The organism is Burkholderia sp. 8Y, assembly GCF_902506145.1.
Lineage (GTDB): Bacteria > Pseudomonadota > Gammaproteobacteria > Burkholderiales > Burkholderiaceae > Caballeronia.
Map to the genome: position 1 here is coordinate 1,874,187 of NZ_LR733520.1, position 26,708 is coordinate 1,900,894.

A 26,708-nucleotide genomic window follows, 5' to 3' on the forward strand; every position below is an offset into this window, starting at 1 on the left:
TTCAGCCGACCGACAACCAGTCGCGCACAACGTCGTCGCGCTGCTCGAGTTGCGCGAGCGATCCGTCGAAGCGCACTGCGCCGTGGCCCATCACCGCGACGCGCGCATTCAGCATGCGCGCGATCGTGAGCCGCTCTTCGATCAGCAGGATCGCGACGCCGCGTTCGCGCAACATCGCGAGGCACGCGGCCACTTGCGCGATGACCTGCGGCGCGAGCCCTTCGCCGGGCTCGTCGATGACGATGAGCGATGGATCGCCCATCAGCGTGCGTGCGAGCGCGAGCATCTGCTGTTCGCCGCCGGACAGCGCGCCGGCTTTCACCGACGCGCGCTCGTGCAGCGCGGGAAAGAGCGCGTAGGCATCGTCGAAGGTGAAGCGCGTGCCTTTCTTTTCGCCGAGCAGGAGGTTCTCGCGCACGCTCAAAGCCGGGAATATATCGCGCGTTTCCGGCACATACCCGATACCCAGCCGCGCGATTCGAAACGCACGCAGCCCGACGAGCTGTACGTCGCGATAACGCATGTCGCCCGCGCATCGCACGAGGCCCATGATGGCTTTCGCCAGCGTCGAACGGCCGGAACCATTGCGGCCGACGAGCGCGACGGCCTCGCCTTCTCCGACCGACAGGTTCGCGCCGTGCAGCACTTGCGCCGCGCCGTACCACGCACGCAAGTCCTCGATGCGCAGTAGCGCGCTCATGCCGACGCTCCGAGATAAGCCTCCTGCACCGCGCGATTGCGGCGGATCGCATCGGGCGTGTCGGATGCGACCACGCGCCCGCGAACCAGCACCGACACGCGATCCGCCAGCGAGAACACGGCGTCCATGTCGTGCTCGATGACGAGCAGCGAGCGGCCTTCCGTCGTCGCGCGAATCAGTGCGAGCGCACGCGCCGCCTCCGCGCGATTCATGCCCGCCGTCGGTTCATCGAGCAGAATGAGCCGCGCATCGGTCGCGAGCGCGATGCCGAGATCCAGCGCGCGCTGCTCGGCGTACGTGAGGCGCGCGGCGGGCTCGTCGGCGCGCGACGAGAGGCCGATCGCGTCGAGCATCGCGCGGGCACGCTCGTCTGTCGCGTGCGAGCGGAACCAGCGGTCGAGCCTGCGCGACGACGCCGCGCCCAGCACGGCGCACCGCAGGTTATCGAGCACGGAGAGACCCGCGAAGACGCTTGTCGTCTGGAAGCTGCGCGCGAGGACGCGGCTCACGCGCTGCGGCGGTTTGCCCGTGATATCGACATCCTGCGCGACGATGCGGCCCGCGTCCGGTCTCGCGCGGCCCGAGATCAGATCGAAGAGCGTCGATTTGCCCGCGCCGTTCGGCCCGATGATCGCGTGTCGCTCGCCTTGCTCGATGCGCAGATCGACGCCCCGCAAGACTTCCGTCGCGCCGAATCGCTTGACGACGCCATCGACGCGCAGTGCGGCCGTCATTGGGCGCGCTCCTTAGTACTCGATAGGCGCGCAAGCCAAAGCCCGAGCAACGCGCACGGCACCGCGATCCACCACGCGCCGCGCGGCAGCGTCGCGGCATCGGCGTGGCGCGCATAGAGCATCTCGACTGCCACGACCACCACGACGCCCCACGCGACCGCGCTCGCCACGCGCAGGCCGAGCGCACGCAGATCGCGCGTCACGAGGCCCGCGACGCCATCCGGCAACGCGACGACCGCCCATATGAAAAAGAGGCCGAGGTACATCGGCCACGCGGCGGACACGCTCGCCACCGCGACGCTGAAAAACGTCAGCAGCACCGCGCCGATCACGGGACCGAAGAACGACGCGGTGCCGCCGATCACGGTGGCGACCAGCACGCCGGTCGAGCGCGCGAGCCCGACGCTTTCCGCCGAGACCAGCTCCACGTTCACGAGCGACAGCACGCCCGCGACGCCCGCGAAGAACGCCGAAACGACGAGCATCGTGAAGCGCACCCGGCGCGGCGCGAAGCCGATGGCCGCGGCGCGGGCCGGATTGTCGCGCACGGCGTTGGCGAGCCGGCACATCGGCGTGCGCGTGAACGCGAACATCGCGAGTGTCGAGACGACGCACCAGCACGCGATCAGCGCATACGCCTGCCATGACGGGCCGAAGCTCCAGGCGAAGAACGGCGGTCCGTTCGCGCGGTCGATGCTCACGCCGCCCTCGCCGCCGAACCAGCCGGGAATCAGCCACACGCTCGCCGCGACGAGTTCGCCGATGCCGAGCGTGATCATCGCGAACGCGGTGCCCGCGCGCTGCGTCGAGATTGCGCCGATGAGCACGGCGGCCAGCGCGGCGGCGCCTCCGCCGACAAGCGGCAAGAGCGGCAACGGCACGCGCAAGCCGTTGAACGCGTGCGCGGCGGCGAACGCGCCCAGGCCGGCATAGACCGCATGCCCGAACGAGAGCAAGCCCGTTTCGCCGAGCAGCAGGTTGTACGAGAGCGCGAAGACGATGAGCGTCGCCGTCTGCGCGAGATACGCGAGCAGCCACGACTGATGGAAGAACACCGGCGGCAGCGCGAGCGCGGCGATCAGCACGACGAAGGGGATGAACCTACGCATCGCGCGTGCGCTCGCCCATGAACCCGTGCGGGCGCGCCGCGAGCATCGCCACGAGCAGCAGATATGGCAGCACCGGCGCAAGCTGCGCGACGGTCAGCGCGCTCCACGCATCCGGCAACGCGATGCCGAACGATGCCGCGATGCTGCCCGCCGATGCCGTCGAGCCGACCGCGAAGGTCTGCGCGCAGCCGATCAAAAGCGACGCGACGAGCGCGCCCGACAGCGATCCGATGCCGCCGATCACGACGATGACGAACACGATCGGCCCGACGGCATCGGCCATTGCGGGTTCGATGACGGCGAGCGGCGCGCCGATCACGCCCGCGAGCGCGGCGAGCGCCGTGCCGACCGCGAAGACCGTCGTGAAGACGCGCGGCACGTCGTGCCCGAGCGTCTCGACCGTCGCCGGATGCGTCAGCGCCGCGCGCACGACAAGACCCGTGCGCGATGTCCGAAGCACGATGGCGAGCACGCCGAGCATCGCGATAGAAAGCGTCATCATGAAGACGCGATAGCGTGCGAAGGCCGCGCCATACAGCGTGAAGAGCGGGCCGTCGAGCGCGTGAGGGATCGTCGCGGGCAACGGGCCCGTGCCCCAGACGAGCTTCACGCCTTCGCCGATCACCATCGCCGCGCCGAACGTCAGCAGCAGTTCGGCGAGCGCGCCCCGCGAATGCACGCGTCGCAGAAGGCATCGCTCGAAGAGTGCGCCGAGCGCGCCCACGACGAGCGGCGCCACGATGAGCGCCGCCCAGAATCCGGCGTGAGAGGCCAACGTCTCGCCGACATACGCGCCCAGCATGTAGAAGCTCGCGTGCGCGAAGTTGAGCACGCCGAGCATCGAAAAGATCAGCGTGAGACCGGCCGACAGCATGAAGAGCAGCAGCCCGACGCTCACGCCGTTGAGCAGGCTGACAGTGAACCACTGAAGCAAGACGAAATCCTCAGGCGTTGACGAGCGGCTTCAACGCATCGACGAGCCGCGCGGGCAGCGGCACCGGCCTGCGCGTCACGCGATCCACGTACACATGCACGAAATGCCCTTGAGCGGCCGCCTCGTCCGAGCCTTCCGCGAAGATCGCGACTTCGTAGCGCACGCTCGACGTGCCGAGCCGCTCCACGCGCAGGCCCGCGTCAATCCGCTCGGGAAACGTCACGGACGCGAAGTAATTGCAGCGCGTCTCCACGACGAGCCCGATGGTCTCGCCTTCATTGAAATCAAGCACGCCGTTGCGCAGCAGATACTCGTTCACCACCGTGTCGAAGTAGCTGTAATAGACGACGTTGTTGACGTGCCCATACACGTCGTTGTCCGACCAGCGCGTGCTGATCGCAAGAAAGTGAGGGTAATCCGCTCGCGTGCTTCGAACCGGCTTCGTCATGGTTCAGAGGGATTCCGTCAGCATGCGGCGATAGTCGTCGGCGCTCGCCTCGCGCGGGTTCGTCTTGTGGCAATGGTCCGCGAGCGCGCCCTTCACGACCTTGTCGAACATGCTTTCGTCCACGCCCATTTGCGACAGACGCGTCGGCAAGCCGAGGCGCTCGGTCATGTCGTGCAGCGCCTGCGCGACATCGGCGTTATCCGCGAGATTCATCACGCGGCGCATGCGCGCGAAACGGCGCTCGGCGACGACCGTCGGTGCGCTTTCGTTGAAGCGCAGCACGGCGGGCAGCACGACCGCGTTCAGCGTGCCGTGATGCAGCGACGTGCGCCCGTTCACCGCGAGGCCGCCCAACGGATGCGACAGCGAATGCACGCAGCCGAGTCCTTTCTGAAACGCCATCGCGCCTTGCATGGACGCGGACATCATGTTGAGGCGCGCGTCGCGGTCCTGACCGTCGCGCGTGGCCCGCTCGATGTTCGCCCACGCGCGTTCCAGCCCATCCAGCGCGATGCCGTCCGCGGGCGGATTGAACGCCGGCGCGAGGAACGTTTCGATGCAATGCGCGATGGCGTCCATGCCGGTCGCGGCGGTGAGGCCGGGCGGCAGGCCGAGCGTGAGCGACGGATCGCAAATCGCGGATTTCGGCAGCAAGTGCCACGAATGAAAGCCGAGCTTGCGCCCGTCGTTCAGGATGATGATCGCGCCGCGCGCGACTTCGCTGCCTGTGCCGGACGTGGTCGGCACGGCGATGAGCGGCGCGGCGCGCTCGGTGATCTTGCCGCTGCCGCCTTCGATGGTCGCGTAGTGCGTGAGCGGCTCGTCGTGCGTGGCGGCAATCGCGACGCCCTTCGCTAGATCGATCGACGATCCGCCGCCCACCGCGATCAAACCGTCGCAGCCTTCGCGCTTGTATTGCGCGGCGGCCGCCATGACCATCGCTTCGGTCGGGTTCGACGGCGTGTCGTCGAATACCGGCAACGCGCCGAGCTTCGCGCTCTCGATGACGCGCGCGGACAGGCCGGCTGCCGCGACGCCCTTGTCCGTGATGACGAGCGGCCGCTTCATGCCGATGCGCGCGCATTCGCTTTGCAGCATGTCGAGCGAGTCGTAGCCGAGATGGATGTGCGTCAGATAAAAGATGAAGGCCATGGCGGGCGGTGGCGTCGGTAGGGTCGCGTGGATGAGTGCGGCCATGTTAGGAGCCGCGCGGCGAACGTGTCAATCGGGGTCCGCCGCGCGCGCATTGAAGGCCGGGAGTCAGCGCGCGGCGCAGAGCGCGCGCACTTCGTCGGTAAAACGCTCGACGGTTTCCTGCTGCGTGTCCCACGCGCACATCAGCCGGCAGCCGCCCGAGCCGATGAACTGATAGAAGCGCCAGCCCTTCGCGCGCAATGCCGCCGACACAGACGCGGGCAATTCCGCGAACACCGCGTTCGCTTCGGGCTTGAACAGCACGTTGACGCCGGAAATATCCGCGAGGCGCTCGGCCATGAGTTGCGCCATTGCGTTCGAATGGCGGGCGTTGCGCAGCCAGACGTCGTCATTGAGCAGGCCGAGCCACGGCGCGGAAATGAAGCGCATCTTCGATGCAAGCTGCCCCGCCTGCTTCAGCCGATAGGCGAAATCCGTGGCGAGCGCCTTGTCGAAGAACACGACCGCCTCGCCGACCGGCAGGCCGTTCTTGGTGCCGCCGAAGCACAGCACGTCGACGCCCGCGCGCCACGTGATCTCCGACGGATGCACGTTCAGCGTCGCGACGGCATTCGCGAAACGCGCGCCGTCCATATGCACCTTCAGATGCCGGCGCTTCGCGATGGCCGCGATGGCGCGCACTTCCTCGACCGTGTACACCGTGCCGACTTCCGTCGCCTGCGTGAGCGCGACCACCTTCGGCTTCGGATAATGGATGTCGGCGCGCTTCGTGACGAGTTCCTCGATGGCGTCGGGCGTGAGCTTGCCGTTCTCGCCCTTCGCCGTGAGCAGTTTCGAGCCGCCGGAGAAGAATTCGGGGCCGCCGCATTCGTCGGTTTCGATGTGCGCGAGTTCGTGGCAAATGACCGAGTGATACGACTGACAAAGCGACGCCAGCGCAAGCGAATTGGCCGCCGTCCCGTTGAAGACGAAGAAGACTTCGCAGTCGGTCTGGAACAGTTCGCGGATGCGGTCGCAGACGCGTGCCGTCCACGAATCGTCGCCATATGCGGGCTCGTGGCCGCTCGTGTTGGCCTCGACGAGCGCGGCGAGCGCCTCGGGGCAGATGCCGGCGTAGTTGTCGGAGGCGAAATGCTGGGTGAATGGCGTGGGCGCTGTCATGGGATCGCTGAGATGGCTCGTGGCTATGCCCGGACGATGTGCGGACGATGTGCGGCTGTGCGTCGTACGTCCGCGCCGGAATGCCGGCCATTTTAGCGGTTCGGTCGCGCGAGGCGTCACGCCATGCTGCTGTGCTCGCGCGAGCGGAGAACGCGAGCGGCCGGAGCCGCCCGCGTTTAACGGCTTACTTGCCGCTCGGCGCGCTCGCCGCGGCAGCCTGTTGCGCTTTCTTGTCCTTCTTGTTGGCTTCGTGATGGCCGATCGCGCAGCCGCCGACCGCGCCCGCCGTGCCATGCTTGCCCGCCACGTGCCCCGCGACGCCGCCGACGGCCGCGCCTTCCATACAGCCCTTCGCCTGTGCCGCCCCCGCCGAAGCGATCATCGCGGTGGCGAGCAAAACGGATGCGAATGTGCGATTCATGGTTCATCTCCCTTTGTGGTTGAGTGAACCGCCGTTGCACGCGCTATGCCTGACAGCTTGTAATGGTGAATGAAAGCGGCCCGATTGGCATTTCGCCAATCGGGCCGCTCGGAACTGCAGTTACGTCAGCGCGTTTAAAGCTGTTGCTGCACCCAGCCCGTCACGCCTGCGAGCGCGGCCGGCAGCTTGGCAGGCTCGGTGCCGCCCGCCTGCGCCATGTCGGGACGCCCGCCGCCCTTGCCGCCGACTTGCTGCGCGACGAAGTTGACGAGTTCGCCCGCTTTCACCTTTTTCGATGCATCCGGCGTCACGCCCGCGATCAGGCTGACCTTGCCGCCATCGACCGAGGCGAGCACGATCGCCGCGCTCTTCAGCTTGTCCTTCAGCTTGTCGACGGTTTCGCGCAGCGTCTTCACGTCCGCGCCTTCGAGTTCGGCGGCGAGCACGTGCACGCCGGAAACGTCGACGGCTTGCGAGACGAGTTCGTCGCCCTGGCTCGATGCGAGCTTCGACTTGAGCGCGCCCAGTTCCTTTTCCAGCGCCTTGACGTGCTCCTGAACCTGCGCGATGCGCTGCGTCAGTTCCGAGGGCTGCGCCTTCAGCACGTTCGCCGCCGCGTTGATGCGCGCGTCCAGTTCCTGCACGTAGCGCACGGCGTTGTCGCCGGTGATCGCCTCGACGCGGCGAATGCCCGCCGCCACGCCGCCTTCCATCACGATCTTGAAGAAGCCGATGTCGCCCGTGCGCTGCACGTGCGTGCCGCCGCACAGCTCGCGCGAGAAGCCGAGGTCGAGCACGCGCACGGTGTCGCCGTATTTCTCGCCGAAGAGCGCCATCGCGCCGCCCTTCACCGCTTCGTCGTACGGCATGACGCGCACGACGCCCGGCGCGTTCGCCACAATCTCCGCGTTCACGATTTCTTCGACGCGGCGGATTTGTTCGTCCGTCATCGGCGCATTATGCGCGAAGTCGAAGCGCGTCTTGTCGGCATCGACGAGCGAGCCTTTCTGCTGCACGTGGCCGCCGAGCACTTCGCGCAGCGCCTTATGCATCAAATGCGTGGCCGAGTGATTGCGCGCGGTGCGGGCGCGGCGGATCGCGTCGATCTGCGCCTTCACCACGTCACCGACCTTCAGCGTGCCTTGCGCGACCGTGCCGTGATGACCGACGACATCGGCCTGGACTTTGAGCGTGTCCGCCACTTCGAAGCGCGTCGCCGCGTTCACGAGCACCCCCTGATCGCCGACCTGACCGCCCGATTCGGCGTAGAACGGCGTGTGATCGAGCACGACGACCGCTTGTTGTCCCGCCTCTGCCTGCTGAACCGACGCGCCTTCCACGTACAGCGCGACGATCTTCGCGTCGTCGAAAATCTCCTTCTCGTAGCCGTGGAACGTGGTCTTCGCGCCCGAGTATTCGAGGCCCTGCGCGAGCTTGAACTTGCCGGCCGCGCGCGCCTGATCGCGCTGGCGGGCCATCGCGTCGTCGAACGCGGGTTCGTCGACCGTCACGCCGCGCTCGCGGCAGACGTCGGCCGTCAGGTCCAGCGGAAAGCCGTAGGTGTCGTGCAGCTTGAACGCGAGTTCGCCGTCCAGTTGCTTGATGCCCTTCTTTTCCAGCTCCGCGAGTTCGCCTTCGAGAATCGACATGCCGTGCTCGATTGTCTCGAAGAAACGCTCTTCTTCCTGACGCAGCACGTCGGTGACGCGCTGCTGCGCGTCTTTCAGTTCCGGGTACGCCGCGCCCATTTCCGCGACGAGATCCGGCACGAGCTTGTGGAAGAACGCGCTCTTCTTGCCGAGCTTGTAGCCGTGACGGATCGCGCGGCGCACGATGCGGCGCAGCACGTAGCCGCGGCCTTCGTTGCCGGGAATCACGCCATCGACGATCAGGAACGAGCACGCGCGGATGTGGTCGGCGATGACCTTCAGCGAGTTGTTTTCCAGATCGGCGGTGTTCGTTTCGCGGCCAGCGGCCTGGATGAGCGTCTGAAACAGGTCGATTTCGTAGTTGCTATGCACGTGCTGGAGCACGGCGGCAAGACGTTCCAGGCCCATGCCCGTGTCCACGCACTGCTTCGGCAGCGGCGTCATGTTGCCCTGCGCGTCGCGGTTGAACTGCATGAACACGAGGTTCCAGATCTCGATGAAGCGGTCGCCGTCTTCTTCGGGCGACCCCGGCGGGCCGCCCCAGATTTCCGGGCCGTGGTCGTAAAACACTTCGGAGCACGGACCGCACGGGCCGGTATCGGCCATCTGCCAGAAGTTGTCGGAGGCGTAGCGCGCGCCCTTGTTGTCGCCGATGCGGATGATGCGCTCGACCGGCACGCCGATTTCCTTCGCCCAGATGTCGTAGGCTTCGTCGTCTTCCTGATAGACGGTGACGGTGAGCTTGTCCGCCGGAAGCTGATAGACCTTGGTCAGCAGTTCCCAGCAATAGTGGATGGCGTCGCGCTTGAAGTAATCGCCGAACGAGAAGTTGCCGAGCATCTCGAAGAACGTGTGATGCCGCGCGGTATAGCCGACGTTTTCGAGGTCGTTGTGCTTGCCGCCCGCGCGCACGCTGCGCTGCGCGGTGGTCGCCCGCGTGTACGGCCGCGATTCGGCGCCGAGGAACACGTCCTTGAACTGGACCATGCCCGAGTTCGTGAAAAGCAGCGTCGGGTCGTTGCCGGGCACGAGGCTCGACGAGCGGACGATCGTGTGGCCCTTCGATTCGAAGAACTTCAGGAATTTCTCGCGTATTTCGGCGGCTTTCATGGCGTACGGGGCGCGTCTGCGTTCTGTGATGCGGTTTTTGGTATTGCCCGGCATGCCTTGCGACAAGGACTTTCGGCCAGGCAGAGGTAATTTTTGATTATACGGGATTCGCCGCGCGGCCCCGCCTGATAACGGTTTGAGCGCGCCGTGCGCGCGGTGTCCCGCCGCCGTTCAGGTGCGCCCGGCTTTCCCGGTGGCGCGGTTTCATGCGACAGTCGCGAATACGGCAGCCGATCCACCGAATCATCCTTGAGCGAGCGATACATCGAATGGGAGCCTTGAGCCATATCCGCGTACTCGATCTGACCCGCGTGCTGGCGGGCCCGTGGTGCGCGCAGACCCTGGCCGATCTCGGCGCGGACGTCATCAAGATCGAGCGGCCCGACACCGGTGACGACACGCGCCACTGGGGTCCACCCTATCTCAAGACGCCGGACGGCGCGGACACGCGCGAAGCCGCCTACTATCTGGCGGCGAATCGCAACAAGCGGTCCGTCACAGTGGATATCGCCACGAAAGAAGGCCAGCGCATCGTGCGCGAGCTGGCCGCGCAAAGCGATGTCGTGCTGGAGAACTACAAGGTCGGCCAGTTGAAGAAGTACGGGCTCGACTATGAATCGCTGAAGCAGGTGAAGCCGGACATCGTCTATTGCTCGGTGACGGGCTTCGGCCAGACGGGTCCGTATGCGCAGCGCGCGGGCTACGACTTCATCATTCAGGGCATCGGCGGGTTCATGAGCATCACCGGCGAGCGCGACGGCCAGCCGGGCGGCGGCCCGCAGAAAGCCGGCGTCGCGATCGCGGACCTGATGACCGGCATGTACGCGACCGTCGGCGTGCTGGCGGCGTTGAGCCATCGCGACAGAACGGGCGAAGGCCAATACATCGACATGGCGCTGCTCGACGTGCAGGTCGCGATGCTCGCCAACATGAACACGAATTTTCTCGCGAGCGGCAAGCCGCCGGTGCGCTGGGGCAACGCGCATCCGAACATCGTGCCGTATCAGACGTTCCGGACGAGCGACGGCTGGGTCATCGTCGCGGTCGGCAACGACGGGCAGTTCCGCAAGTTCGTCGAAGCGGGCGGCCGCGCTGAACTGGCCGACGATGCGCGTTTCGCGACGAACCCCTCACGCGTGCGCAACCGCGATCTGCTCGTGCCGATGCTCGCGGAGATGGTGCGCGAGCGCGGCAAGCACGCGTGGCTCACGGCGCTCGAAGCGGCGGGCGTGCCCTGCGGCCCGATCAACGATCTGGCGGAAGTGTTCGAGGATCCGCAGGTCGTGGCGCGCCGGATGCAGATCGACTTGCCGCATCCTGAAGGCGGCGCGGTGAAGCTCGTCGCAAGCCCGATCAAGATGAGCGCGACGCCGCCCGAAGCGCGCACGCATCCGCCGATGCTGGGCGAACACACCGCGAGCGTGCTGGCGGATGTGCTCGGCTATGACGACGAGGCAATCGCGCGGCTGCGCGCATCGAAGGCGATCTGAGCCGAAATCAGCGCACGCCCGCGCCGATCAGCCCGCCCGCCGCCGCGCCCGCGACGGTGCCAAGCGGGCCGCCCGTGAGCACATAGCCCAGCGCGCCGCCGGCAGCCGCTCCGACGCCGGCGTGCGCCTGCTGGCGCGACATGCCCGAGCATGCGGCGAGGCTCGAAACGAGCGCGGCGGCCGCAGCGATCTTGATGGTCGTGGTAGCGATCTTCTTCATGGCTGGCTTCCTTCTTCTGCTTGTGTTGTCGTTGTGATGTCTTGTTTGTCGTTGCTTCGCCGGGCCGAAACCCGAGCGCCGAGCCGATCATAAAATCTGCCCGATGCGGCTCACAAGCCGATTTACGTCCCGTTACGGTCGTTACGAAGCGTCTCGCGGCGGCACCGCCGGCCGCGAGGCGCAACCGGCCTGCCCGCGCCGGTTGCGTAAGGTAGAATCGACCCGATATCAAGCCATGATTCGAACCCGTTTCCGAGCCGCGCGGAACGGTTGCCGAACCGATCACACGCGAGCGCATCCGTTGGCACTCTTTTTCGCATGAACACCGATCGCAACGACGCCCCGGCGCCATCCAATTTCATTCGCAACATCATCGAAGACGACAACCGCTCGGGCAAATGGGCGCAGCGTGTCGAGACGCGCTTTCCGCCCGAGCCGAACGGCTATCTGCACATCGGCCATGCGAAGAGCATCTGCGTGAACTTCGGTCTCGCCGCGGATTACGGCGGCGTGTGCCATCTGCGTTTCGACGACACCAATCCCGAGAAGGAAAGCGTCGAGTACGTCGACTCCATCATCGACGCCGTGAAGTGGCTCGGCTATGACTGGAACAAGGACGGCCGCGAGCACAAGTACTTCGCGAGCGACTATTACGACAAGCTCTACGAGTTCGCCGAAATGCTGATCGCGAAGGGTCAGGCGTACGTCGACAGCCAGAGCGCGGAAGAAATGCGCGCGACGCGCGGTTCGGCCACGGAAGCGGGCATCAACTCGCCGTATCGCGACCGCACGCCCGAAGAGAACCTGGACCTCTTCCGCCGCATGAAGGCCGGTGAGTTCAAGGAAGGCGAGCACGTGCTGCGCGCGAAGATCGACATGGGCTCGCCCAACTTCAACATGCGCGACCCGGTCATCTATCGCATCCGTTTCGCGCACCATTACCGTACCGGCGACACCTGGTGCATCTACCCGATGTACGACTACGCGCATTGCGTGTCGGACGCGCTCGAGAACATCACGCATTCGCTGTGTACGCTCGAATTCGAGGATCATCGTCCGCTGTACGACTGGTTTCTCGCGCAGCTCGCGAATGACGGCGTGTTCAAGCGTCCGCTGCCGCAGCAGATCGAGTTCTCGCGCCTGAACCTCACGTATGCGATCACCAGCAAGCGCAAGCTCCTGCAACTCGTGCAAGAGAATCACGTCGATGGCTGGGACGATCCGCGCATGCCGACCATCGTCGGCGTGCGGCGTCGCGGCTTCACGCCTGAAAGCATCCGCCTGATGGTGGAGCGCGTCGGCGTGACGAAGGTGGATTCGTGGATCGACATGAGCATTCTCGAAGGCGCGCTGCGCGACGATCTGGACGAGAAAGCGCCGCGCGCCATCGCCGTGCTGGATCCGCTGAAGCTCGTCATCGACAACTATCCGGACGACCAGACGGACGAGTGCAGCGCGCCGGTGCATCCGCATCATGCGGACCGTGGCGCGCGCTCGTTTCCGTTCTCGCGCGAACTGTGGATCGAGCGCGAGGACTTTCAGGAGACGCCGCCGAAGGGCTATTTCCGCCTGTTCCCCGGCAACAAGGTGCGGCTCAAGTACGGCTTCGTCGTGGAATGCACGGGCGCAGACAAGGACGAAAACGGCAACGTGACCGCCGTCCACTGCAACTACTTCCCCGACAGCAAGTCGGGCACGGAAGGCGCGAACGCGTATAAGGTGAAGGGCACGATCCATTGGGTCAGCGCGGCCACGGCCTACCCCGCCGAAGTCCGCATCTACGACCGGCTTTTCAAGGAGCCGCAACCCGGCGCGGGCGGCGCGGAGTTTCTGGACGCGCTGAACCCGGATTCGAAGCGCGTCGTCAACGCGTATCTGGAGCCGAGCGCACGCGAAGCCATGCCCGAAGACCGCTTCCAGTTCGAGCGGCACGGCTACTTCGTCGCGGATCGCGTCGATTCGCAGCCGGGCAAGCCGGTGTTCAACCGGATCGTCAGCTTGCGCGACAGCTGGGGCAAGCCGGCGTGATCGCCGGAACTCGGGCGCCGCGCGAACGTGTGGCGCCCGAAACGTCAGCAGCACTCGACACGTCATGAAAACCGCCGCTCGGAACGAGGACACCATGAAGCAGCCGCAATGGCCCGCAGTTCGCATCGCGTGCGCGATGGCGGTGGCGCTGGCCCTCGCGTGCCCGGTCGCGCGTGCCGCGAACGCGACGGACATCGCTTCCGCGCAGCCCGCCGTCGATCAGATGCCGCCGTCCGCGACGCTGCGCAAGATCGCGGAAAACGGCGCGATCGTGCTGGGCACGCGCGAGTCGTCGGTTCCGTTTTCGTACATGGTGCGCCAGCAGCCGACCGGCTATTCCTATGCGATCGCGCTGAAGGTCGTCGACGAAGTGAAGCGGCGGCTCTACATGCCGAATCTCGCGGTCAAGAACGTGGCGGTCACGTCCGCGAACCGCATCTCTTACGTGGTCAACAATCAGGTCGATCTGGAGTGCGGCTCGACCGCGCACATCGCCGAGCGCGATCCGCTCGTCGCGTTCTCCAACAGCATCTTCCGGTATGGCATCCACATGGCCGTCAAGCGAAAGTCGGGCATTCGCGATTACGCGGATCTCGCCGGCAAGACCGTCGCGACGACGGCGGGCACGTCCGACGAGCGCATCCTTCGGCAGATGACGATGGACCGCAAGCTGAACATGCGCATCATCAGCGCGCGCGATCACGCCGAAGGCTTCGCCGCGCTCAAGAACGACCGCGCGGTCGCGTTCGTGATGGATGATCCGCTGCTCTACGGGCAAATCGCCGAGCAAGGCGCGGCGCGCGGCGAATACATGGTGACGGGCAGTTCGCTCGCGAACGAGACCTACGGCTGCATGATGCGCAGAGGCGATCCGGTGTTCAAGCGCATGGTGGACGACGTGATCGCGAACATGCAGCGCAGCGGCGAAGCGACGAAGCTCTACGAAGCCTGGTTCATGCAGCCGATTCCGCCGGACGGCATCAATCTGCAATTTCCGATGTCGCCGGAAATGAAGGCGCTCTTCGCACACCCGAACGACCGCAGGGCCGACTGAGAGGCCGTGCTTAGTCGAGCGTTTCGTTCAGTTCGGCGAGCGAGAGCGTCGTCTGAAAGAGGCGCGCGAGGCTGCGACTTGCGAAGCGGTCCACTTCCGCGGGGCTGACCCAGCGGTACGCATCCATCTCCGGGATCATGGTGCCGTCGCTGTAGCGCGGGAAATACGATTCGCACACGCATTTCGCGAGGTCGACTTCGTCGTCGCGCACGCGCACCGCGAAAAGGTGCAGATCCTTGTCGCGCCGATAGACGAAGCGGCCCAGATCCTTCAGATGCGCAAGGCGCTCCTCCGACAGCACGATGCCCGTCTCCTCGACGAGCTCGCGCAAAGCCGCATCGCGCGGGTTCTCGTCAGGGTCCGCCTGGCCCTTGGGCACGTCCCAGTGCGCGGTTTCGGTCGCGTGGCAGAGCAGCACGTCGCCCTCTGCGTTCAGAATGACGACGCCGCACGAAACGGTGCGGCCGGTCATCGCGCGTGTGCTCCGCTCGTGCTCATTGCTTTTTCAGTTTCCATTTGCCGTCGGCTTGCTTGCAGGCGGTCGGCGCCCACGTCTGCGTCTGCCCTTTCGCGTTCGCCACCAGCGTGATCTTGCGGCACTTCAGGCCGTCCGAGTCGAACGTTTCGTGCGGCGTCACGGTGCCGTTGATCGCGACGGTGTTGCCGGTGCCTTCGTTGTTCCAGTCGAGCGATTCGCCGTCCTTCTTCGTATCGAGCGCGGTCTGCGCGGCCTTGTTGAGCGCCTGAAGATCGCGCTGTTTCATGTACGTGATCGGCGTGTTGTTCAGAAAGCCCAGATTGGCCGCGAAAGCGCCTGCGCTGGCGGCAGCGAACGCGACGGCCACGGTCGTGCGGATGCAGGCGCGAGCGGGTGCTCGATGAAGACTCGGCATGAAATTTCTCCTCGTTGCAGAAAGGTCCGGAGCCGGGACGTGAACTGCGTCGCTCGCCAGCCGGAGTGCGACGAGAATAGCATGAGGCGGCGATCGGTTTTCCTACCGATCTCGATTCGCTTTCGTCGGAAAAACGCGTCGCACCGCCGCCGCAGCCGGGAATCGCATCGCGCGATGCTGCGCGTCCCGCGAAAGCCGATGCGCGGACTCACAAAGGCGAATCGCGGTGTGAGCTCAAGCCTGGGCGAAGAGCGTCGCTAGACCGGTGGGCTTCGCCGCGCTCGCTTGTGCGAGGACGCGGGCTTCGATCTCCGACAGATGCTCGCGCATGGTCGCCAGCGCCGTGTCGAGATCGCCGGCTTCCAGTGCATCGACGAGACTGCCGTGCTCGTCGGACGCGCAGTTCGATACCTTCGACGAATCGAACAATGCCTTGTAAAGCTCGGTTTTCGCGACGAGCTTCGCGAGAAACGCCTCGACTTCCGGCGCGCGGGCGAGCTGCGCGAGGAGCAGATGAAACTGGCCGGCGAGCCGCACGCACTCCGCCGCATCGCCCGCCTTTGCCGCACGGCGTTCGCTGCGGATATGCGAGCGCAGCGCGCGCTTGTCCGGCGTGCGAAGCGTGCCGCACAGCGCCACCACGATGCCCGCTTCAGCGACCTGCCGCGCACGGTACACATCGCGGATATCGTCCACGGACGGCGACGGCACGAACGCGCCGCGATTGACCTCGAGCGTGAGCTTGCCTTCCGCGCCGAGACGCGCGAGCGCCTTGCGGACCGCGCCGCGCGTGCAATCGAAAGCCGCGGCCAGTTCGCGCTCCACGAGTTGCGCGCCGGGCGGCAGCTTGCCCCGCAGCAATGCCGAGGTGATCGCGCGGTGAACGCGCTCGTCGGGTGCGGTATCGTCGTTTTCCGATGCCATGAATGCGTGTGATGTAGAAAGGCTTGGCAGCGATTGTAGCGAAAGCCGAATGCGGCGCATCAGGGTTAAGCGCATTTTGGTTAACCATGCGTTGCTACAATGGTCAACCAAAACGGGGCATAGAGGAGAGACGGCGATGCAGAATCCGACGTGGATCATCGGCGCACGACCGTTCGGCGGTGCGCTTTCCGACGTGCGGGTCATGGGCGCGATCATCGACGCCATCACGCCGCATGGTGAGCGCGCGCCGGCGGCGGGCGACACGGTCATCGACGGCGCGGGCATGCTGCTGTTGCCCGGCTTCGTCGAAGGCCATACGCATCTGGACAAGACCACGTGGGGCATGCCGTGGTATCGCAATGCGGTGGGTCCGCGGCTCACGGACCGGATCGAGAACGAACGAAACTGGCGCAGGAAAAGCGGACACGACGCTGCGCAGGCGTCGCGCGCGCTTGCACTCGAATTCCTGCGCCGCGGCACGACCCGCCTGCGCACGCACGTCGACATCGATACGGACGCCGGCCTGCGCCATCTCGAAGGCGTGATGGCAACGCGCGCCGCACTCGCCGACGTGCTCGACATGCAGATCGTCGCGTTCCCGCAATCCGGCGTGCTGAAACGCGAAGGCACGCGCGAACTGCTCGATGCCGCGTTGCGTGAAGGCGCGGACGTGCTCGGCGCGCTCGACCCCGCAGCCATCGACGGCGATCCGGCCGCATCGCTCGACATGACGTTCGCGCTCGCCGCGAAGCACGGCAAGCCGATCGACATCCACTTGCACGAACCGGGCGAGCTCGGCGCGTTCACGCTCGACCTGCTGCTCGATCGCGTGGAGGCGCACGGTTATCAGGGACGCGTCGTCGTGAGTCATGCGTTCGCGCTCGGCGCGTTGCCGGACGCCAGGCGCCGCGCGTTGCTCGAGCGCATCGCGCTGAACCGCGTTGCGCTGCTCACGACTGCTCCGGCGTCCGTGAGCGTGCCGCCCTTTCACGAGGCGCGCGCGGCGGGCGTCACGCTCTTCGCCGGCAACGACGGCGTGCGCGACACGTGGACGCCGTTCGGCTCGCCCGACATGCTCGAACGCGCGATGCTGCTCGCGATGCGCTACGACCTGCGTCGCGACGACGACCTCGCCGCCGCGTTCGATTGCATCTCGACCGACGCGGCCCGTGCCTGCGGCTTCACGCGTTATGGTCTCGCACCGGGCATGCGCGCGGACCTCGTGCTGCTGGAAGCGGAGACTATCGCGCATGCGCTCGCGCTGCGTCCGCCGCGCCGCTTCGTGATGGCGAACGGCGTCGCGATCGCCGCGAATTTCACGCGATGAAGCCGCGTTCGATCGACGTCGCGTGGCTCGTCGTCATCGTCGCGACCGGGCTGAATCTGCGGCCGCTCCTGACGTCCGTGAGCCCGCTCATGAACGTGATTCTGCCCGCGACGGGGCTCTCGTTCCGTGGTGCGTCGTTGCTGACGGGGCTGCCTGTCGTCGCGATGGGCGTGTGCGCGTTCGGCGCGGGCGCGCTGTCGCGTTCGATCGGCAATGCGCGCGGCGTCGCCGCGGGCCTGGTCGCGATCGTCGTCGCTTGCGCCGCGCGTCTCGCCGCGGACAACGCGGCGGTCTTCATTGCGAGCGCGGCGGTGGCGGGTACGGGCGTCGCGATCATTCAGGCGCTCTTGCCCGGCGTGATGAAGACGCGCTTCGCTGCGCGCCTGCCCTTCGCGATGGGCGTGTATTCCGCGTCGCTGATGGCGGGCGGCGGGCTCGGCGCGAGCATCACGCCGGCGGTGGCGCGCCATGCCTCGTGGCAAGCCGCGCTTGCGTGCTGGGCGCTGCCGGGCGCGGTCGCGCTCGCCGCGTGGCTTTCGCTGATGCGCGCCGACGCCTCCCCTCACGCACGCCCGATGCAACGCGGCGCACCCGCGTCTTCGCTCATTAGGAACCGGCGCGCGTGGACGCTCGGCGTGTTCTTCGGCCTCGTCAATGGCGGCTATACCTGCCTCGTGGCGTGGATGCCCGCGTACTATCAGCAATTGGGGCGCGGCGTGAGCGAAAGCGGCGCGCTGCTCGCGACGCTCACGGTATTCCAGGCTTCGTCGGCCTTGCTCTTGCCGATGGCCGCGTCGCGCTTCGGACGCGGCCGGGACCGGCGCGGGTGGATCGCGGCGGGGCTGCTCGCTCAACTCGCGGGCTTCGTGCTGTTGCTCGATGCGCCGCTCGCCGCGCCGGTTCTCGCCGTGGCGCTGCTCGGCGCCGGCCTCGGCGGCGTCTTCGCGCTCACGCTCGTGCTGACGCTCGATCACACGGACGATCCCGCGCTCGCCGCGCGTCTCGTCGCGTTCGTGCAGGGCGTGGGCTTCATCATCGCGGCGGTCGCGCCGGTCGCGGCGGGCATCGTTCGCGATGCGACCGGCGGCTTCACGATGTGCTGGGCGTTGCTGGCGGCGAGCCTCGTCGCGATGATCGGGCTCAACGTCGTGTTCGGTCCGCGCAGCTATGCGCGCGCCATGCCGCGCCCGGCATCGGCTAACGAACGAGATGACACGCGAAAAACTCGTCGAGGATATCCGTCATCTGCCACACGGGACACGGCCGGCGACAGTGACCGTCGTAGCCCGCTTCCTTGAGCGCGGCGAGCGGCTCTTCCGGCAAGAAACCGCTCATCGCGACGACGAGACGGTTCGCGTCTTCCCGATGCGCTCGCAGCTCACGGACGAGCGCGTAGTTTGCGCATCCGCCGAGGCGCGTATCGATGAACAGCACGTGCGGCTGCCATTCGCTGACGCTGTGCCTGAGCGACGATACGTCGGCGACGAATCGCGCGGGAAAGCCCTTGAGATCGAATAGCTTGACGAGCGATTCGGCGAGCGCGCGCTCCGTCGACGCGACGAGCACGCGCCGCGCTTCCCGTTCCAGACGCAACTGCCTGCGGTTCCATAGCGCGCATTGCGCCGTACTCGATTCGTAGGCTCGTTTGTTCATGCGCCCTCTTCGCGATTGCATTCGGTGCATCGCGCGCCGCGATGATGCATGCGCGCACCGCTGGCGAGCGGCGCTGTCGACGGTTAATGGCGTGAGTCGTGAAGCGCCGCGTGCGGGGCGAATACGGGCAGGAAGCGGGCCAGTTCGACGAAGAAAAGGTATGAGCTTTGGGACGCGTGCGCGAAGGTCGAACAGGAATGCTAATGATCGCGGGCCGCAGGGCACGAACGACAAAGGGCTACGCGACGCGCAGCCCTTCAATAGCGACTTGGCCCGCCCTACACGATTCGAACGTGTGACCTACGGCTTAGAAGGCCGTTGCTCTATCCAACTGAGCTAAGGGCGGGTGACGGCTGCGCGCAGAAGTCGCGCAGCCGGGGAAACGCCGGATTTTACCTCATCCGCCATACCGCGCGAATACCGGCATCAGACCGGCATCAAACCGGCTGAGCGTGCATCATGAACCAGCCCAGAAAGAAGATGCCCGCGATCACGCAATACACGCCGAACGACGCCAGCTTGCCGTGGCCTTCGAAGTAGCGCATCAGAAAGCGCACGCTCAGGTAAGCGGCGATGCCCGTCAGCACGCCGCCGAGCGCGGCGTCGAACAGTTGGCCGGGCGCGTGAAAGAGCTTCGGCAATTCGAGGATGCCCGCCGCGAAAATGATCGGCGTGCCGAGCAGGAACGAGAATTCGGCCGCCGCTTCGGCCGTCAGTCCGGCGCCCACGCCCGCGATCATCGTCAGGCCGCTACGCGAGAAGCCGGGAATCAGCGCGCCGATCTGCGCGAGGCCGACGAGAAACGCCTGCTTGAACGTGAGCTTCTCCGGCGCACGCGCGGCGCGGCTGCGCTGCAAGCGATCGCCGAGCCACAGCAGCACGCCGTTGACGATCAGCGCCGCCGCGACGATCCGCAGATCGTGAAACAGCGCTTCCAGCCGCTTTTCCAGCAACAGACCGACGATGCCCGTCGGAATCGTGCCGATGATGAGCGCCCACATCATATGGCCGTCTTCGTTGCGGCGTCCGCCGAAGGACGCGAACCAGCCGGCGATCAGCGCGATCCATCGCTTGCGGAAATACCACAGCAGCGCGAGCGCCGTGCCGAGATGCAATGCCACGAGAAACGGCAGCAGCTGCGGCGCGTGCTTGTCGATATGCATGCCGATGAGGCCGGGAACCAGCAATGTATGGCCGAGACTGCTGACCGGAAACAGTTCGGTTACGCCCTGAAGGACGCTGAGAAATACGAGAAACCAGAGAGTCACGCGTCGGTCCTTGTCGTGGAGGAAATGAACGACGCGCCGCAAATCGCTCGCAGCGCCGTGAGGCGCAGAGCAGAGACACAAACAGGGAAAAATGTTGCGACGCGCAAGCCGGGACCGATTATGCCTAGGGGAAAACCCAGCGCCAAGCGCCTTGCGCACACAAATAGAAACCGACAGCGGAACGTCGGCGATTCAACGAATAACGAAAGCGGATGCCAATGCAATCGAAAGAAACAGAGCGGGCGCGCTTGCCGTTCAACCCTTGAGTTTGAAGAGAAAAAGCGCCGTGCTCGCGCCGAAGAGGCTGAACATCGCGACGCCCATTGCCATCGCCAGATCCATGCTGACTCCTGTCCGTCTGATTCCTCACATTGGAACCGTATAACAACACATCGCCATGGCGCCTGGCAGTCGCAGTTTCCCGCAAAGGGTTTCTGCGTAGAACAATCCAAGGCAGAATCGACGAATCCTGAAACCAGTCGGCCATTACGGAGCGCGTTGCCACCATGTCATCCGAGAAAGACGTCATCGAAATCGAGCGCGACGGCGCGGCCATCCAGCTCGCGCCGCATGCGGGCGGGCGGCTCATGACCTGGCGCGTCGGCGGCGAGCCGGTCATTCAATGGCCGGCCGCGCTGGATGCAGCCGCCTGGTCCAACGCCGCGAAGGTTCGCGGCGGCAATCCGCTGCTGTTCCCGTTTCTCGGGCGGCATTTCGTCGACGGCGAAATCGGCAAATGGCGTGATCCGGACGGCGTCGTCCATGCACTGCCCACGCACGGCTTCGCGCGCAATCTGCCCTTCTCCTCCACGCGCGATGCCGACGGCCACGGCCTGCGCATGACGCTCGTCGACAGCGACGCAACGCGCGACGGCTATCCGTTCGCGTTTCGCTTCGAAGCGGCCTACCGTCTCGTCGATGCCGTCACGCTCGACGTCGAACTCACGACATCCAATCCCGGCGAAGTCGCGCTGCCCTATTACGCGGGGCATCACTTCTATTTCCATCTGCCGCACGACCAGCGCGGCGAGAGCAGCGTCGAGTTGCCGCGCACCGAGCGGCGGCGTCAGTTGCCGGACGGCTCCATCACCGATGCCGAGACCGGCGCGCCGCGCTATTCGCTGGCGGATGCGAGCATCGTCGATTGCTTCCATTGCCTCACCGGGCCTTCGGATGAACCCGTGAGGCTCGTGCTGCCGGCGCTGAACCGGACGGTGAGCTTCGAGCTGCAACAGCCGGACTCGGTGCCGTGGTACGCGGTCACGACGTGGACGGAGTCGGATACGTCGGACTTCTACTGCGTCGAGCCGTGGATCGGCCTGCCGGACGCCATCCACAACGGCTGCGGCCTGCGCTGGCTCGCGCCGGGCAAGACCGAGACGGCGTCGCTTCGGCTCGTGGTCACTCCCGCGCGATAAGCTCGAGCGCACCGCCGGCACGCGGCGCCTTTCGGTGCGCGCAAATCCGGGACGGTAAAATCCTGCCTTCCGATCCGCCGCCGCTCGACGCGCGGCGGCGCTTTACGAGGTCAGGTTTTGCAAAAAAGAATTAGACAGGTCGTCCGCGCGTCGGTCGTCGCAACGCTAGTCGCGGTGCTTGCCGCGTGCGGCTCCGGGCCGGTCGCGCCGGGATACTATCGCGTGCAACGCGGCGACACGCTCTCCAAGATCGCGCGGGAAAACCGCACGTCGATCAGGAACATCACGCGCTGGAACGCGCTGACGAACCCCGACGCTATCGAAGTCGGCCAGGTGCTGCGCGTCGAGCCGCCTGCGGGCAGCGCGAGTGCGTCGGGCGCAACGTCGGCTGGCGCATCGAATTCCGCGAAGAACGAAGCAAAGGCCGACGCGGCGGCGCAGGCCAAACCGGGACCGGGCGTATCGCTCGTCTGGCCGGCGCAGGGCACCGTGATTCGCGGCTTCGACGGCAAGAATTCGAAGGGCATCGACATCTCGAATTCGGCGGGCACGCCGGTCGTGGCGGCGGCGACGGGCAGCGTCGTCTATGCCGGCAATGGCCTGCGCGGCTACGGCAACATGCTGATCGTCAAGCATAGCGACGACTATCTGACCGCCTACGCCCACAATCGCACGCTGCTCGTGAAGGAAGGACAGACCGTGCAGCAGGGACAGCAGATCGCGGAGATGGGCGACACCGACAGCGATCGCACGATGCTGCACTTCGAAGTGCGCTACATGGGCCGTTCGACGGACCCGTCGCGCTATTTGCCGCCGCGCTAAAAGCGGGCGGCCGTTACGAGGAAGAGGGATGAGATCGAAGAAGACAACGACTGCTGCCGCGCTGATCGCGGCGGCGGCCTTGGGCGCCGCGCTGGGAGGCTGCGCGCACACCGCCACGATGACCTACCTGCCTTCGGGCGATACCGGCTTCGCGATCAACTGCAGCGGCAGCGACGCGAGCACGAGCTGGGCGGCGTGCTACAAGCAGGCCGGCGAAGTCTGCGGCGCGTACGGCTATGACGTGATCTCGAAAGACGCGGACAATGGCGCGACCTCGGGCGGGTCCGTGGCGGGGATCTTCGGCGCGAACATCAAAAACCGTTCGATGGTGATCCGCTGCAAGCAGTAGTGCCTGCGGACTCAGGCGTCCGAAGGCTTGTTCCGGGCGCCTTTTCGCGCGCGCCAGCGGCCGGACGCCGGATCGATATGCGCGGCGAACACGAAAAGCGAAGCGAGCGCGACGGGCGCGACGGCAGCGAAGACCCACAACAGATTCATGGCGAAACCCAGTTGCGATGAATGGCCCGATGATAACCGCGCAGCAAAAACTTCGCTTCAATCAGCACTAGAGGCTTCGAACCAGTTATTCTGACCGATTCCCGGGTCTGTCCGAATGGTGATGCCCGCGTCTCGTCCTGCCCTCGCCTGTCCGGCGAACGCTTATTGCGGCTGTGTCGGCGCGATGAGCATGGATGGCGGGCGCGTGTCGGTCGGCACGCCGTGGTAGTCGGGCGGATCTTGCGGCGGATGCTTCTGGCTGGGGGAATCGGCGCACGCTGCGAGCGCGAGTGCGAAGGCAGCGGAGCAGGCGAACGACAGAACGATACGCGGCATGAGGTTTCCTGAAAAGACGAAGGGGTTACAAGCCGAGACTTGTAACCCCTTCGTTGTATCGTGGTCGGAGCGAAAGGATTCGAACCTTCGACCCTCTGATCCCAAATCAGATGCGCTACCAGGCTGCGCTACGCTCCGACGAGCCGCGTATTGTAGCGTCGATGCCGCATAACCGCAAATGCGTTTCGGCCGCGACGCGACGAGCGGGCACGCAACGTTCTATCAAGTCTGCAAACAGGCCATCCATTCTGGAGACGATCGATGAACCTCATTCTCTGGCGTCATGCCGAAGCGGAAGACCACGCGTCGAGCGACCTCACGCGTCAACTCACGTCGCGCGGACGCAAGCAGGCGCAAGGCATCGCGAAATGGCTGCGAGCGCGGATCGACGATGACGCCGTCTTTCTCGCCAGCCCCGCCACGCGCACCATCCAGACGGCCGAAGCGTTCGGCGACCGCTATCGCGTGGTCGACGATCTCGCGCCCGGCAACACCGCTGAAGCCGTGCTGCACGCCGCCGGCTGGCCGGATGGCGTGGGCGAAACGGTCGTCGTGATCGGGCATCAGCCGACGCTCGGGCGCGTGGCCGCGCTGCTCCTGACCGGACACGAAGCGGATTGGTCCATCAAGAAGAGCGGCGTGTGGTGGTTTCAGGGCCGCACGCGCGGCGGCGACGGGCAGATCGTGGTGCGCGCGGTGATCTGTCCTGACCTGCTTTGAGCGTCCGGTGAGCGTGTCGTTGCGGCGTGTGTCGATTCATCGAAACGTCACTGCGACGCCATGCGAGCGTCACCCGGCATCCTTACATTGGCGAGGCTCAAGTCTCCTTTCCGCCGAGGAATGCCAATGCAAGATCTGCCGACGCCTTTCCTGCCATTCGGAGCGTCATCGCACTCGCTCGATTCGCGCCGCCACCTTCCGCGCACTGCCGAAACGGTCACGGGCCAGCACCGCTTGCAGGTCGCCTGGGCGCGCTCCGACGACGCGCTGCGCGAAGCCCAGCGCCTGCGCTACCGCGTGTTCGCCGAAGAGATGGGCGCGCATCTGTCGGGCCCTGCGGGGCTCGATGTCGATGCCTTCGACGCCTACTGCGATCACCTGCTCGTGCGCGATCTCGATACGCTCAAAGTGGTCGGCACGTATCGGGTGTTGCCGCCGCATCAGGCCGCGCGCATCGGGCGGCTCTACGCGGAAAGCGAATTCGATGTGTCGCGTCTCACGCATCTGCGGCCGAAGCTCGTCGAAGTGGGCCGTTCGTGCGTGCATCCGGACTATCGCAACGGCGCGGTCATCATGTCGCTCTGGGGCGGGCTCGCCACGTACATGATGCAGAACGGCTACGAGACGATGCTCGGCTGCGCGAGCGTGGGCATGAACGATGGCGGCCATTACGCCGCGAATCTGTTCTGTTCGCTGACCGCCGACGCGCTCACCGCGCACGAATATCGCGCGTTCGCGCACACGCCGCTGCCGGTCGAAGAGTTGCGCACGGGCGTGACGGTCAGCCCGCCGCCGCTCGTCAAAGGCTATCTGCGCCTCGGCGCGAAAATCTGCGGCGCGCCCGCGTGGGATCCGGACTTCAACACGGCGGACTTTCTGACGCTCTTCCGGCTCTCGGAGATCAACGCGCGTTACGCGCGGCACTTCATGGGCAATGCAGGACGCTGACAACCGCCCGGGCGCCCAGTCGTCCGCTCAGTCCGTGTAAACCACGCGATACGGCCGCCCGATCTTTTCCCATTCCATCGCTTCCTGCACGAGACTGTAGTCGGTGAGCGGATTGCTCGTCACCCACTCGTTCGGCAAACGCACTTCAAAGCCGCCGCCCGCGGCTTTCACTTCGATGCCCGGCAGACCGACATCCGTGCGGCGACGCGACAGAAGCGCGGCGAGACGCAGGCAGAACAGCAGCGTCCAGTCGACGCCGCGCGCCTGCGCAAGCTTGCCGAGCTTGCCCGCGTGTCCGAGCACGAGCGCCGCGAGCCGCGCCTGATCCGTGCGCGAGAAGCCGGGCATGTCGGCGTTGCTCGCGATATACGCCGAATGCTTGTGGTACGCGCTATGCGCGATCGACAAACCGATCTCGTGCAGCGACGCCGCCCACGCGAGAAACATGCGATTCTCGACGCTGCGCTCGGCGTCCGGTTCGCCTAACTGATCGTAGAAACTGATCGCCAGATTGGCGATGCGTTCGGCCTGCGCGGCATCGACGCCGTAGCGGCGTTTGAAGCCCTCGACCGTCACGGTACGCATGTCCTGATGCTGCGAGCGGCCGAGCAAGTCGTACAGCACGCCGAGACGCAGCGCGGCGTCCGTCGTATCGACGTATTCGATACCCAGTTCCTCGAACACGCCGAGCATGATCGACAACCCGCCCGCCAGCACCGGAATGCGGTCCGGCTTCAGCGCGATCAACTTCAGGCGGTTCACGTTCTCCGCCTTGATGAGCGCGCGTTTCAGGCGCTCCAGCCCGCCGCGCGAAATGCCGTGCGTGTACTCGGGATCGTTGAAGCCGTTGGCTTCCACCAGTTCGGCGAGCGCCCGCGCGGTGCCCGACGAGCCGATCGCCTGATCCCAGCCGGTCTGCTTGTATTCGCGCGAGATGATCTGAATCTCGCGCTTGGCGGCGAGTTCGGCCTGACGCATCGTGTATTCGTCGACGTTGCCGGCCGGAAAGAACTGGCGGCTGTGGCTCACGCAGCCGATATAGAGGCTCTCCATGTGAATCGGCGTGTAATGCGATCCGATGATGAACTCCGTCGATCCGCCGCCGATATCGACCACGAGCCGCTTGCCCGCGCTCGCCGGCACCGAATGCGCCGCGCCTGCATAGATGAGGCGCGCTTCCTCTCGGCCCGCGATCACTTCGATCGGAAAACCGAGCGCGCTTTCGGCTTCGATCAGGAAGTCGTGCGCGTTTTTCGCGACGCGCAGCGTGTTGGTCGCCACCGCGCGCACCTGATCCGGATGGAAGTCGCGCAGACGCTCGCCGAAACGCTTGAGCGCGTCCCAGCCGCGCAACTGCGACGCGCGGTCGAGCATCTTGTCCTTCGAGAGACCAGCGGCGAGACGAACGGGCTCGCGCAACGCATCGACCTGATAGATCTGGCTGCCCGCGGGCGTTTCCTCGACCCGGCCGACGATCAGCCGGAAACTGTTCGATCCGAGGTCGACGGCGGCGAGAAGATGGGGATGTGTGACCATCGGATATCCGGAAATCGTGAAGTGAGAAAGCGCAATCGCGGGTCAGTGACACGCTGCCAAAACCACGAATTTTATTTCATGCCGGCGCGCAGATCGGAATCTGGAACGCGCGCGCCCGCTAGCGACGCTATCCGCAATGTGAGTAGAATTTG

Annotated in this window: 28 protein-coding genes and 2 tRNA genes; 10 read left to right on the plus strand and 20 right to left on the minus strand. The window is 65.8% G+C overall.

Features of this window, described 5'->3' with window-relative positions; genetic code table 11:
* Position 1: 1 nt before the first annotated feature.
* The 9 genes from GV035_RS19315 to alaS all read right to left on the minus strand — a co-directional run bounded on the left by GV035_RS19315 (position 2) and on the right by alaS (position 9,421).
* On the minus strand, positions 2 to 700 hold the full coding sequence (locus tag GV035_RS19315; protein WP_159836588.1) for an ABC transporter ATP-binding protein: 699 nt from the start codon (positions 698 to 700) through the stop codon (positions 2 to 4).
* Positions 697 to 1,434, minus strand: coding sequence for an ABC transporter ATP-binding protein (locus GV035_RS19320; protein WP_159836589.1), 738 nt, complete (start codon positions 1,432 to 1,434; stop codon positions 697 to 699). Before GV035_RS19320 ends, GV035_RS19315 begins: the two co-directional genes overlap by 4 nt.
* The gene (locus tag GV035_RS19325; RefSeq protein ID WP_159836590.1) at positions 1,431 to 2,543 is read right to left on the minus strand and encodes a branched-chain amino acid ABC transporter permease; all 1,113 of its coding nucleotides are present in this window, start codon (positions 2,541 to 2,543) and stop codon (positions 1,431 to 1,433) included. The genes GV035_RS19320 and GV035_RS19325 overlap by 4 nt, the downstream gene beginning before the upstream one ends.
* Positions 2,536 to 3,417 carry a branched-chain amino acid ABC transporter permease gene (locus GV035_RS19330; protein WP_236572752.1) on the minus strand — a complete coding sequence of 294 codons (882 nt, stop codon included), beginning with the start codon at positions 3,415 to 3,417 and terminating at the stop codon, positions 2,536 to 2,538. Before GV035_RS19330 ends, GV035_RS19325 begins: the two co-directional genes overlap by 8 nt.
* A gap of 70 nt (positions 3,418 to 3,487) precedes the next feature.
* Positions 3,488 to 3,925, minus strand: a complete 438-nt coding sequence (locus tag GV035_RS19335; protein WP_159836592.1) for an acyl-CoA thioesterase — start codon at positions 3,923 to 3,925, stop codon at positions 3,488 to 3,490.
* Between the two features lie 3 nt (positions 3,926 to 3,928).
* Positions 3,929 to 5,077 carry an iron-containing alcohol dehydrogenase gene (locus GV035_RS19340; RefSeq protein WP_159838071.1) on the minus strand — a complete coding sequence of 383 codons (1,149 nt, stop codon included), beginning with the start codon at positions 5,075 to 5,077 and terminating at the stop codon, positions 3,929 to 3,931.
* 108 nt (positions 5,078 to 5,185) lie between these two features.
* The gene (locus GV035_RS19345) at positions 5,186 to 6,241 is read right to left on the minus strand and encodes a threonine aldolase family protein (protein WP_159836593.1); all 1,056 of its coding nucleotides are present in this window, start codon (positions 6,239 to 6,241) and stop codon (positions 5,186 to 5,188) included.
* A gap of 184 nt (positions 6,242 to 6,425) precedes the next feature.
* Positions 6,426 to 6,662 carry a hypothetical protein gene (locus GV035_RS19350; protein WP_159836594.1) on the minus strand — a complete coding sequence of 79 codons (237 nt, stop codon included), beginning with the start codon at positions 6,660 to 6,662 and terminating at the stop codon, positions 6,426 to 6,428.
* A gap of 134 nt (positions 6,663 to 6,796) precedes the next feature.
* Positions 6,797 to 9,421 (minus strand): alanine--tRNA ligase, encoded by a 2,625-nt coding sequence (gene alaS / locus GV035_RS19355; RefSeq protein WP_159836595.1) that lies wholly within the window; start codon positions 9,419 to 9,421, stop codon positions 6,797 to 6,799.
* Between the two features lie 269 nt (positions 9,422 to 9,690).
* On the opposite strand from alaS, the gene GV035_RS19360 reads away from it, so the two are divergent.
* A complete protein-coding gene (locus tag GV035_RS19360) occupies positions 9,691 to 10,911 on the plus strand; it encodes a CaiB/BaiF CoA transferase family protein (RefSeq protein WP_159836596.1) in 1,221 nt (406 codons plus the stop codon).
* A 7-nt stretch (positions 10,912 to 10,918) separates the two neighbouring features.
* Here the strand turns inward: GV035_RS19360 and GV035_RS19365 are convergent, their stop codons facing one another.
* The gene (locus tag GV035_RS19365; RefSeq protein ID WP_159836597.1) at positions 10,919 to 11,131 is read right to left on the minus strand and encodes an ornithine carbamoyltransferase; all 213 of its coding nucleotides are present in this window, start codon (positions 11,129 to 11,131) and stop codon (positions 10,919 to 10,921) included.
* Between the two features lie 318 nt (positions 11,132 to 11,449).
* Between GV035_RS19365 and GV035_RS19370 the strand changes: the two genes are divergently transcribed.
* Positions 11,450 to 13,159 carry a glutamine--tRNA ligase/YqeY domain fusion protein gene (locus GV035_RS19370; protein ID WP_159836598.1) on the plus strand — a complete coding sequence of 570 codons (1,710 nt, stop codon included), beginning with the start codon at positions 11,450 to 11,452 and terminating at the stop codon, positions 13,157 to 13,159.
* 94 nt (positions 13,160 to 13,253) lie between these two features.
* Positions 13,254 to 14,213, plus strand: coding sequence for a transporter substrate-binding domain-containing protein (locus tag GV035_RS19375; RefSeq protein WP_159836599.1), 960 nt, complete (start codon positions 13,254 to 13,256; stop codon positions 14,211 to 14,213).
* Positions 14,214 to 14,223: 10 nt separating this feature from the next.
* Here GV035_RS19375 and GV035_RS19380 read toward each other — a convergent pair whose 3' ends face one another.
* The 3 genes from GV035_RS19380 to GV035_RS19390 all read right to left on the minus strand — a co-directional run bounded on the left by GV035_RS19380 (position 14,224) and on the right by GV035_RS19390 (position 16,030).
* Positions 14,224 to 14,685 carry an NUDIX hydrolase gene (locus tag GV035_RS19380; protein WP_159836600.1) on the minus strand — a complete coding sequence of 154 codons (462 nt, stop codon included), beginning with the start codon at positions 14,683 to 14,685 and terminating at the stop codon, positions 14,224 to 14,226.
* A 22-nt stretch (positions 14,686 to 14,707) separates the two neighbouring features.
* Positions 14,708 to 15,106, minus strand: a complete 399-nt coding sequence (locus GV035_RS19385; RefSeq protein WP_159836601.1) for an RT0821/Lpp0805 family surface protein — start codon at positions 15,104 to 15,106, stop codon at positions 14,708 to 14,710.
* 234 nt (positions 15,107 to 15,340) lie between these two features.
* Positions 15,341 to 16,030: a GntR family transcriptional regulator gene (locus tag GV035_RS19390; protein WP_159836602.1), complete on the minus strand. Its 690-nt coding sequence runs from the start codon at positions 16,028 to 16,030 to the stop codon at positions 15,341 to 15,343.
* A 136-nt stretch (positions 16,031 to 16,166) separates the two neighbouring features.
* Here GV035_RS19390 and GV035_RS19395 point away from each other — a divergent pair, with 136 nt between their 5' ends.
* Both GV035_RS19395 and GV035_RS19400 read left to right on the plus strand, forming a co-directional pair.
* Positions 16,167 to 17,357, plus strand: coding sequence for an amidohydrolase family protein (locus GV035_RS19395; RefSeq protein ID WP_159836603.1), 1,191 nt, complete (start codon positions 16,167 to 16,169; stop codon positions 17,355 to 17,357).
* Entirely contained in the window at positions 17,354 to 18,655 is a 1,302-nt protein-coding gene (locus GV035_RS19400; RefSeq protein ID WP_159836604.1) for a cyanate transporter, read from the plus strand. Before GV035_RS19395 ends, GV035_RS19400 begins: the two co-directional genes overlap by 4 nt.
* On the opposite strand, the gene GV035_RS19405 is transcribed toward GV035_RS19400, so the two are convergent.
* The 3 genes from GV035_RS19405 to GV035_RS19415 all read right to left on the minus strand — a co-directional run bounded on the left by GV035_RS19405 (position 18,555) and on the right by GV035_RS19415 (position 20,278).
* Positions 18,555 to 19,010 carry a hypothetical protein gene (locus GV035_RS19405; protein WP_159836605.1) on the minus strand — a complete coding sequence of 152 codons (456 nt, stop codon included), beginning with the start codon at positions 19,008 to 19,010 and terminating at the stop codon, positions 18,555 to 18,557. The genes GV035_RS19400 and GV035_RS19405 overlap by 101 nt on opposite strands.
* A 269-nt stretch (positions 19,011 to 19,279) precedes the next feature.
* Positions 19,280 to 19,356: transfer RNA gene (locus tag GV035_RS19410), tRNA-Arg, on the minus strand.
* Between the two features lie 91 nt (positions 19,357 to 19,447).
* Positions 19,448 to 20,278 carry an undecaprenyl-diphosphate phosphatase gene (locus GV035_RS19415; RefSeq protein WP_159836606.1) on the minus strand — a complete coding sequence of 277 codons (831 nt, stop codon included), beginning with the start codon at positions 20,276 to 20,278 and terminating at the stop codon, positions 19,448 to 19,450.
* A gap of 506 nt (positions 20,279 to 20,784) precedes the next feature.
* Between GV035_RS19415 and GV035_RS19420 the strand changes: the two genes are divergently transcribed.
* From GV035_RS19420 to GV035_RS19430, 3 genes are all read left to right on the plus strand, one after another.
* Positions 20,785 to 21,696: an aldose epimerase family protein gene (locus tag GV035_RS19420; protein WP_159836607.1), complete on the plus strand. Its 912-nt coding sequence runs from the start codon at positions 20,785 to 20,787 to the stop codon at positions 21,694 to 21,696.
* A 129-nt stretch (positions 21,697 to 21,825) separates the two neighbouring features.
* On the plus strand, positions 21,826 to 22,518 hold the full coding sequence (locus GV035_RS19425; protein ID WP_442859597.1) for a peptidoglycan DD-metalloendopeptidase family protein: 693 nt from the start codon (positions 21,826 to 21,828) through the stop codon (positions 22,516 to 22,518).
* Between the two features lie 28 nt (positions 22,519 to 22,546).
* Positions 22,547 to 22,867 (plus strand): hypothetical protein, encoded by a 321-nt coding sequence (locus GV035_RS19430; protein ID WP_159836609.1) that lies wholly within the window; start codon positions 22,547 to 22,549, stop codon positions 22,865 to 22,867.
* A gap of 11 nt (positions 22,868 to 22,878) precedes the next feature.
* On the opposite strand, the gene GV035_RS29525 is transcribed toward GV035_RS19430, so the two are convergent.
* The 3 genes from GV035_RS29525 to GV035_RS19440 form a co-directional block, all read right to left on the minus strand.
* The gene (locus GV035_RS29525; protein ID WP_236572667.1) at positions 22,879 to 23,016 is read right to left on the minus strand and encodes a hypothetical protein; all 138 of its coding nucleotides are present in this window, start codon (positions 23,014 to 23,016) and stop codon (positions 22,879 to 22,881) included.
* A 162-nt stretch (positions 23,017 to 23,178) separates the two neighbouring features.
* The gene (locus GV035_RS19435; protein ID WP_159836610.1) at positions 23,179 to 23,352 is read right to left on the minus strand and encodes a hypothetical protein; all 174 of its coding nucleotides are present in this window, start codon (positions 23,350 to 23,352) and stop codon (positions 23,179 to 23,181) included.
* 61 nt (positions 23,353 to 23,413) lie between these two features.
* A tRNA-Pro gene (locus tag GV035_RS19440) sits at positions 23,414 to 23,490 on the minus strand.
* Positions 23,491 to 23,613: 123 nt separating this feature from the next.
* On the opposite strand from GV035_RS19440, the gene GV035_RS19445 reads away from it, so the two are divergent.
* Both GV035_RS19445 and GV035_RS19450 read left to right on the plus strand, forming a co-directional pair.
* Entirely contained in the window at positions 23,614 to 24,072 is a 459-nt protein-coding gene (locus GV035_RS19445) for a SixA phosphatase family protein (RefSeq protein WP_159836611.1), read from the plus strand.
* Positions 24,073 to 24,198: 126 nt separating this feature from the next.
* On the plus strand, positions 24,199 to 25,020 hold the full coding sequence (locus tag GV035_RS19450) for a GNAT family N-acetyltransferase (protein WP_159836612.1): 822 nt from the start codon (positions 24,199 to 24,201) through the stop codon (positions 25,018 to 25,020).
* 27 nt (positions 25,021 to 25,047) lie between these two features.
* Here GV035_RS19450 and ppx read toward each other — a convergent pair whose 3' ends face one another.
* Positions 25,048 to 26,556: an exopolyphosphatase gene (gene ppx / locus GV035_RS19455; protein WP_159836613.1), complete on the minus strand. Its 1,509-nt coding sequence runs from the start codon at positions 26,554 to 26,556 to the stop codon at positions 25,048 to 25,050.
* Between the last annotated feature and the right edge of the window lie 152 nt (positions 26,557 to 26,708).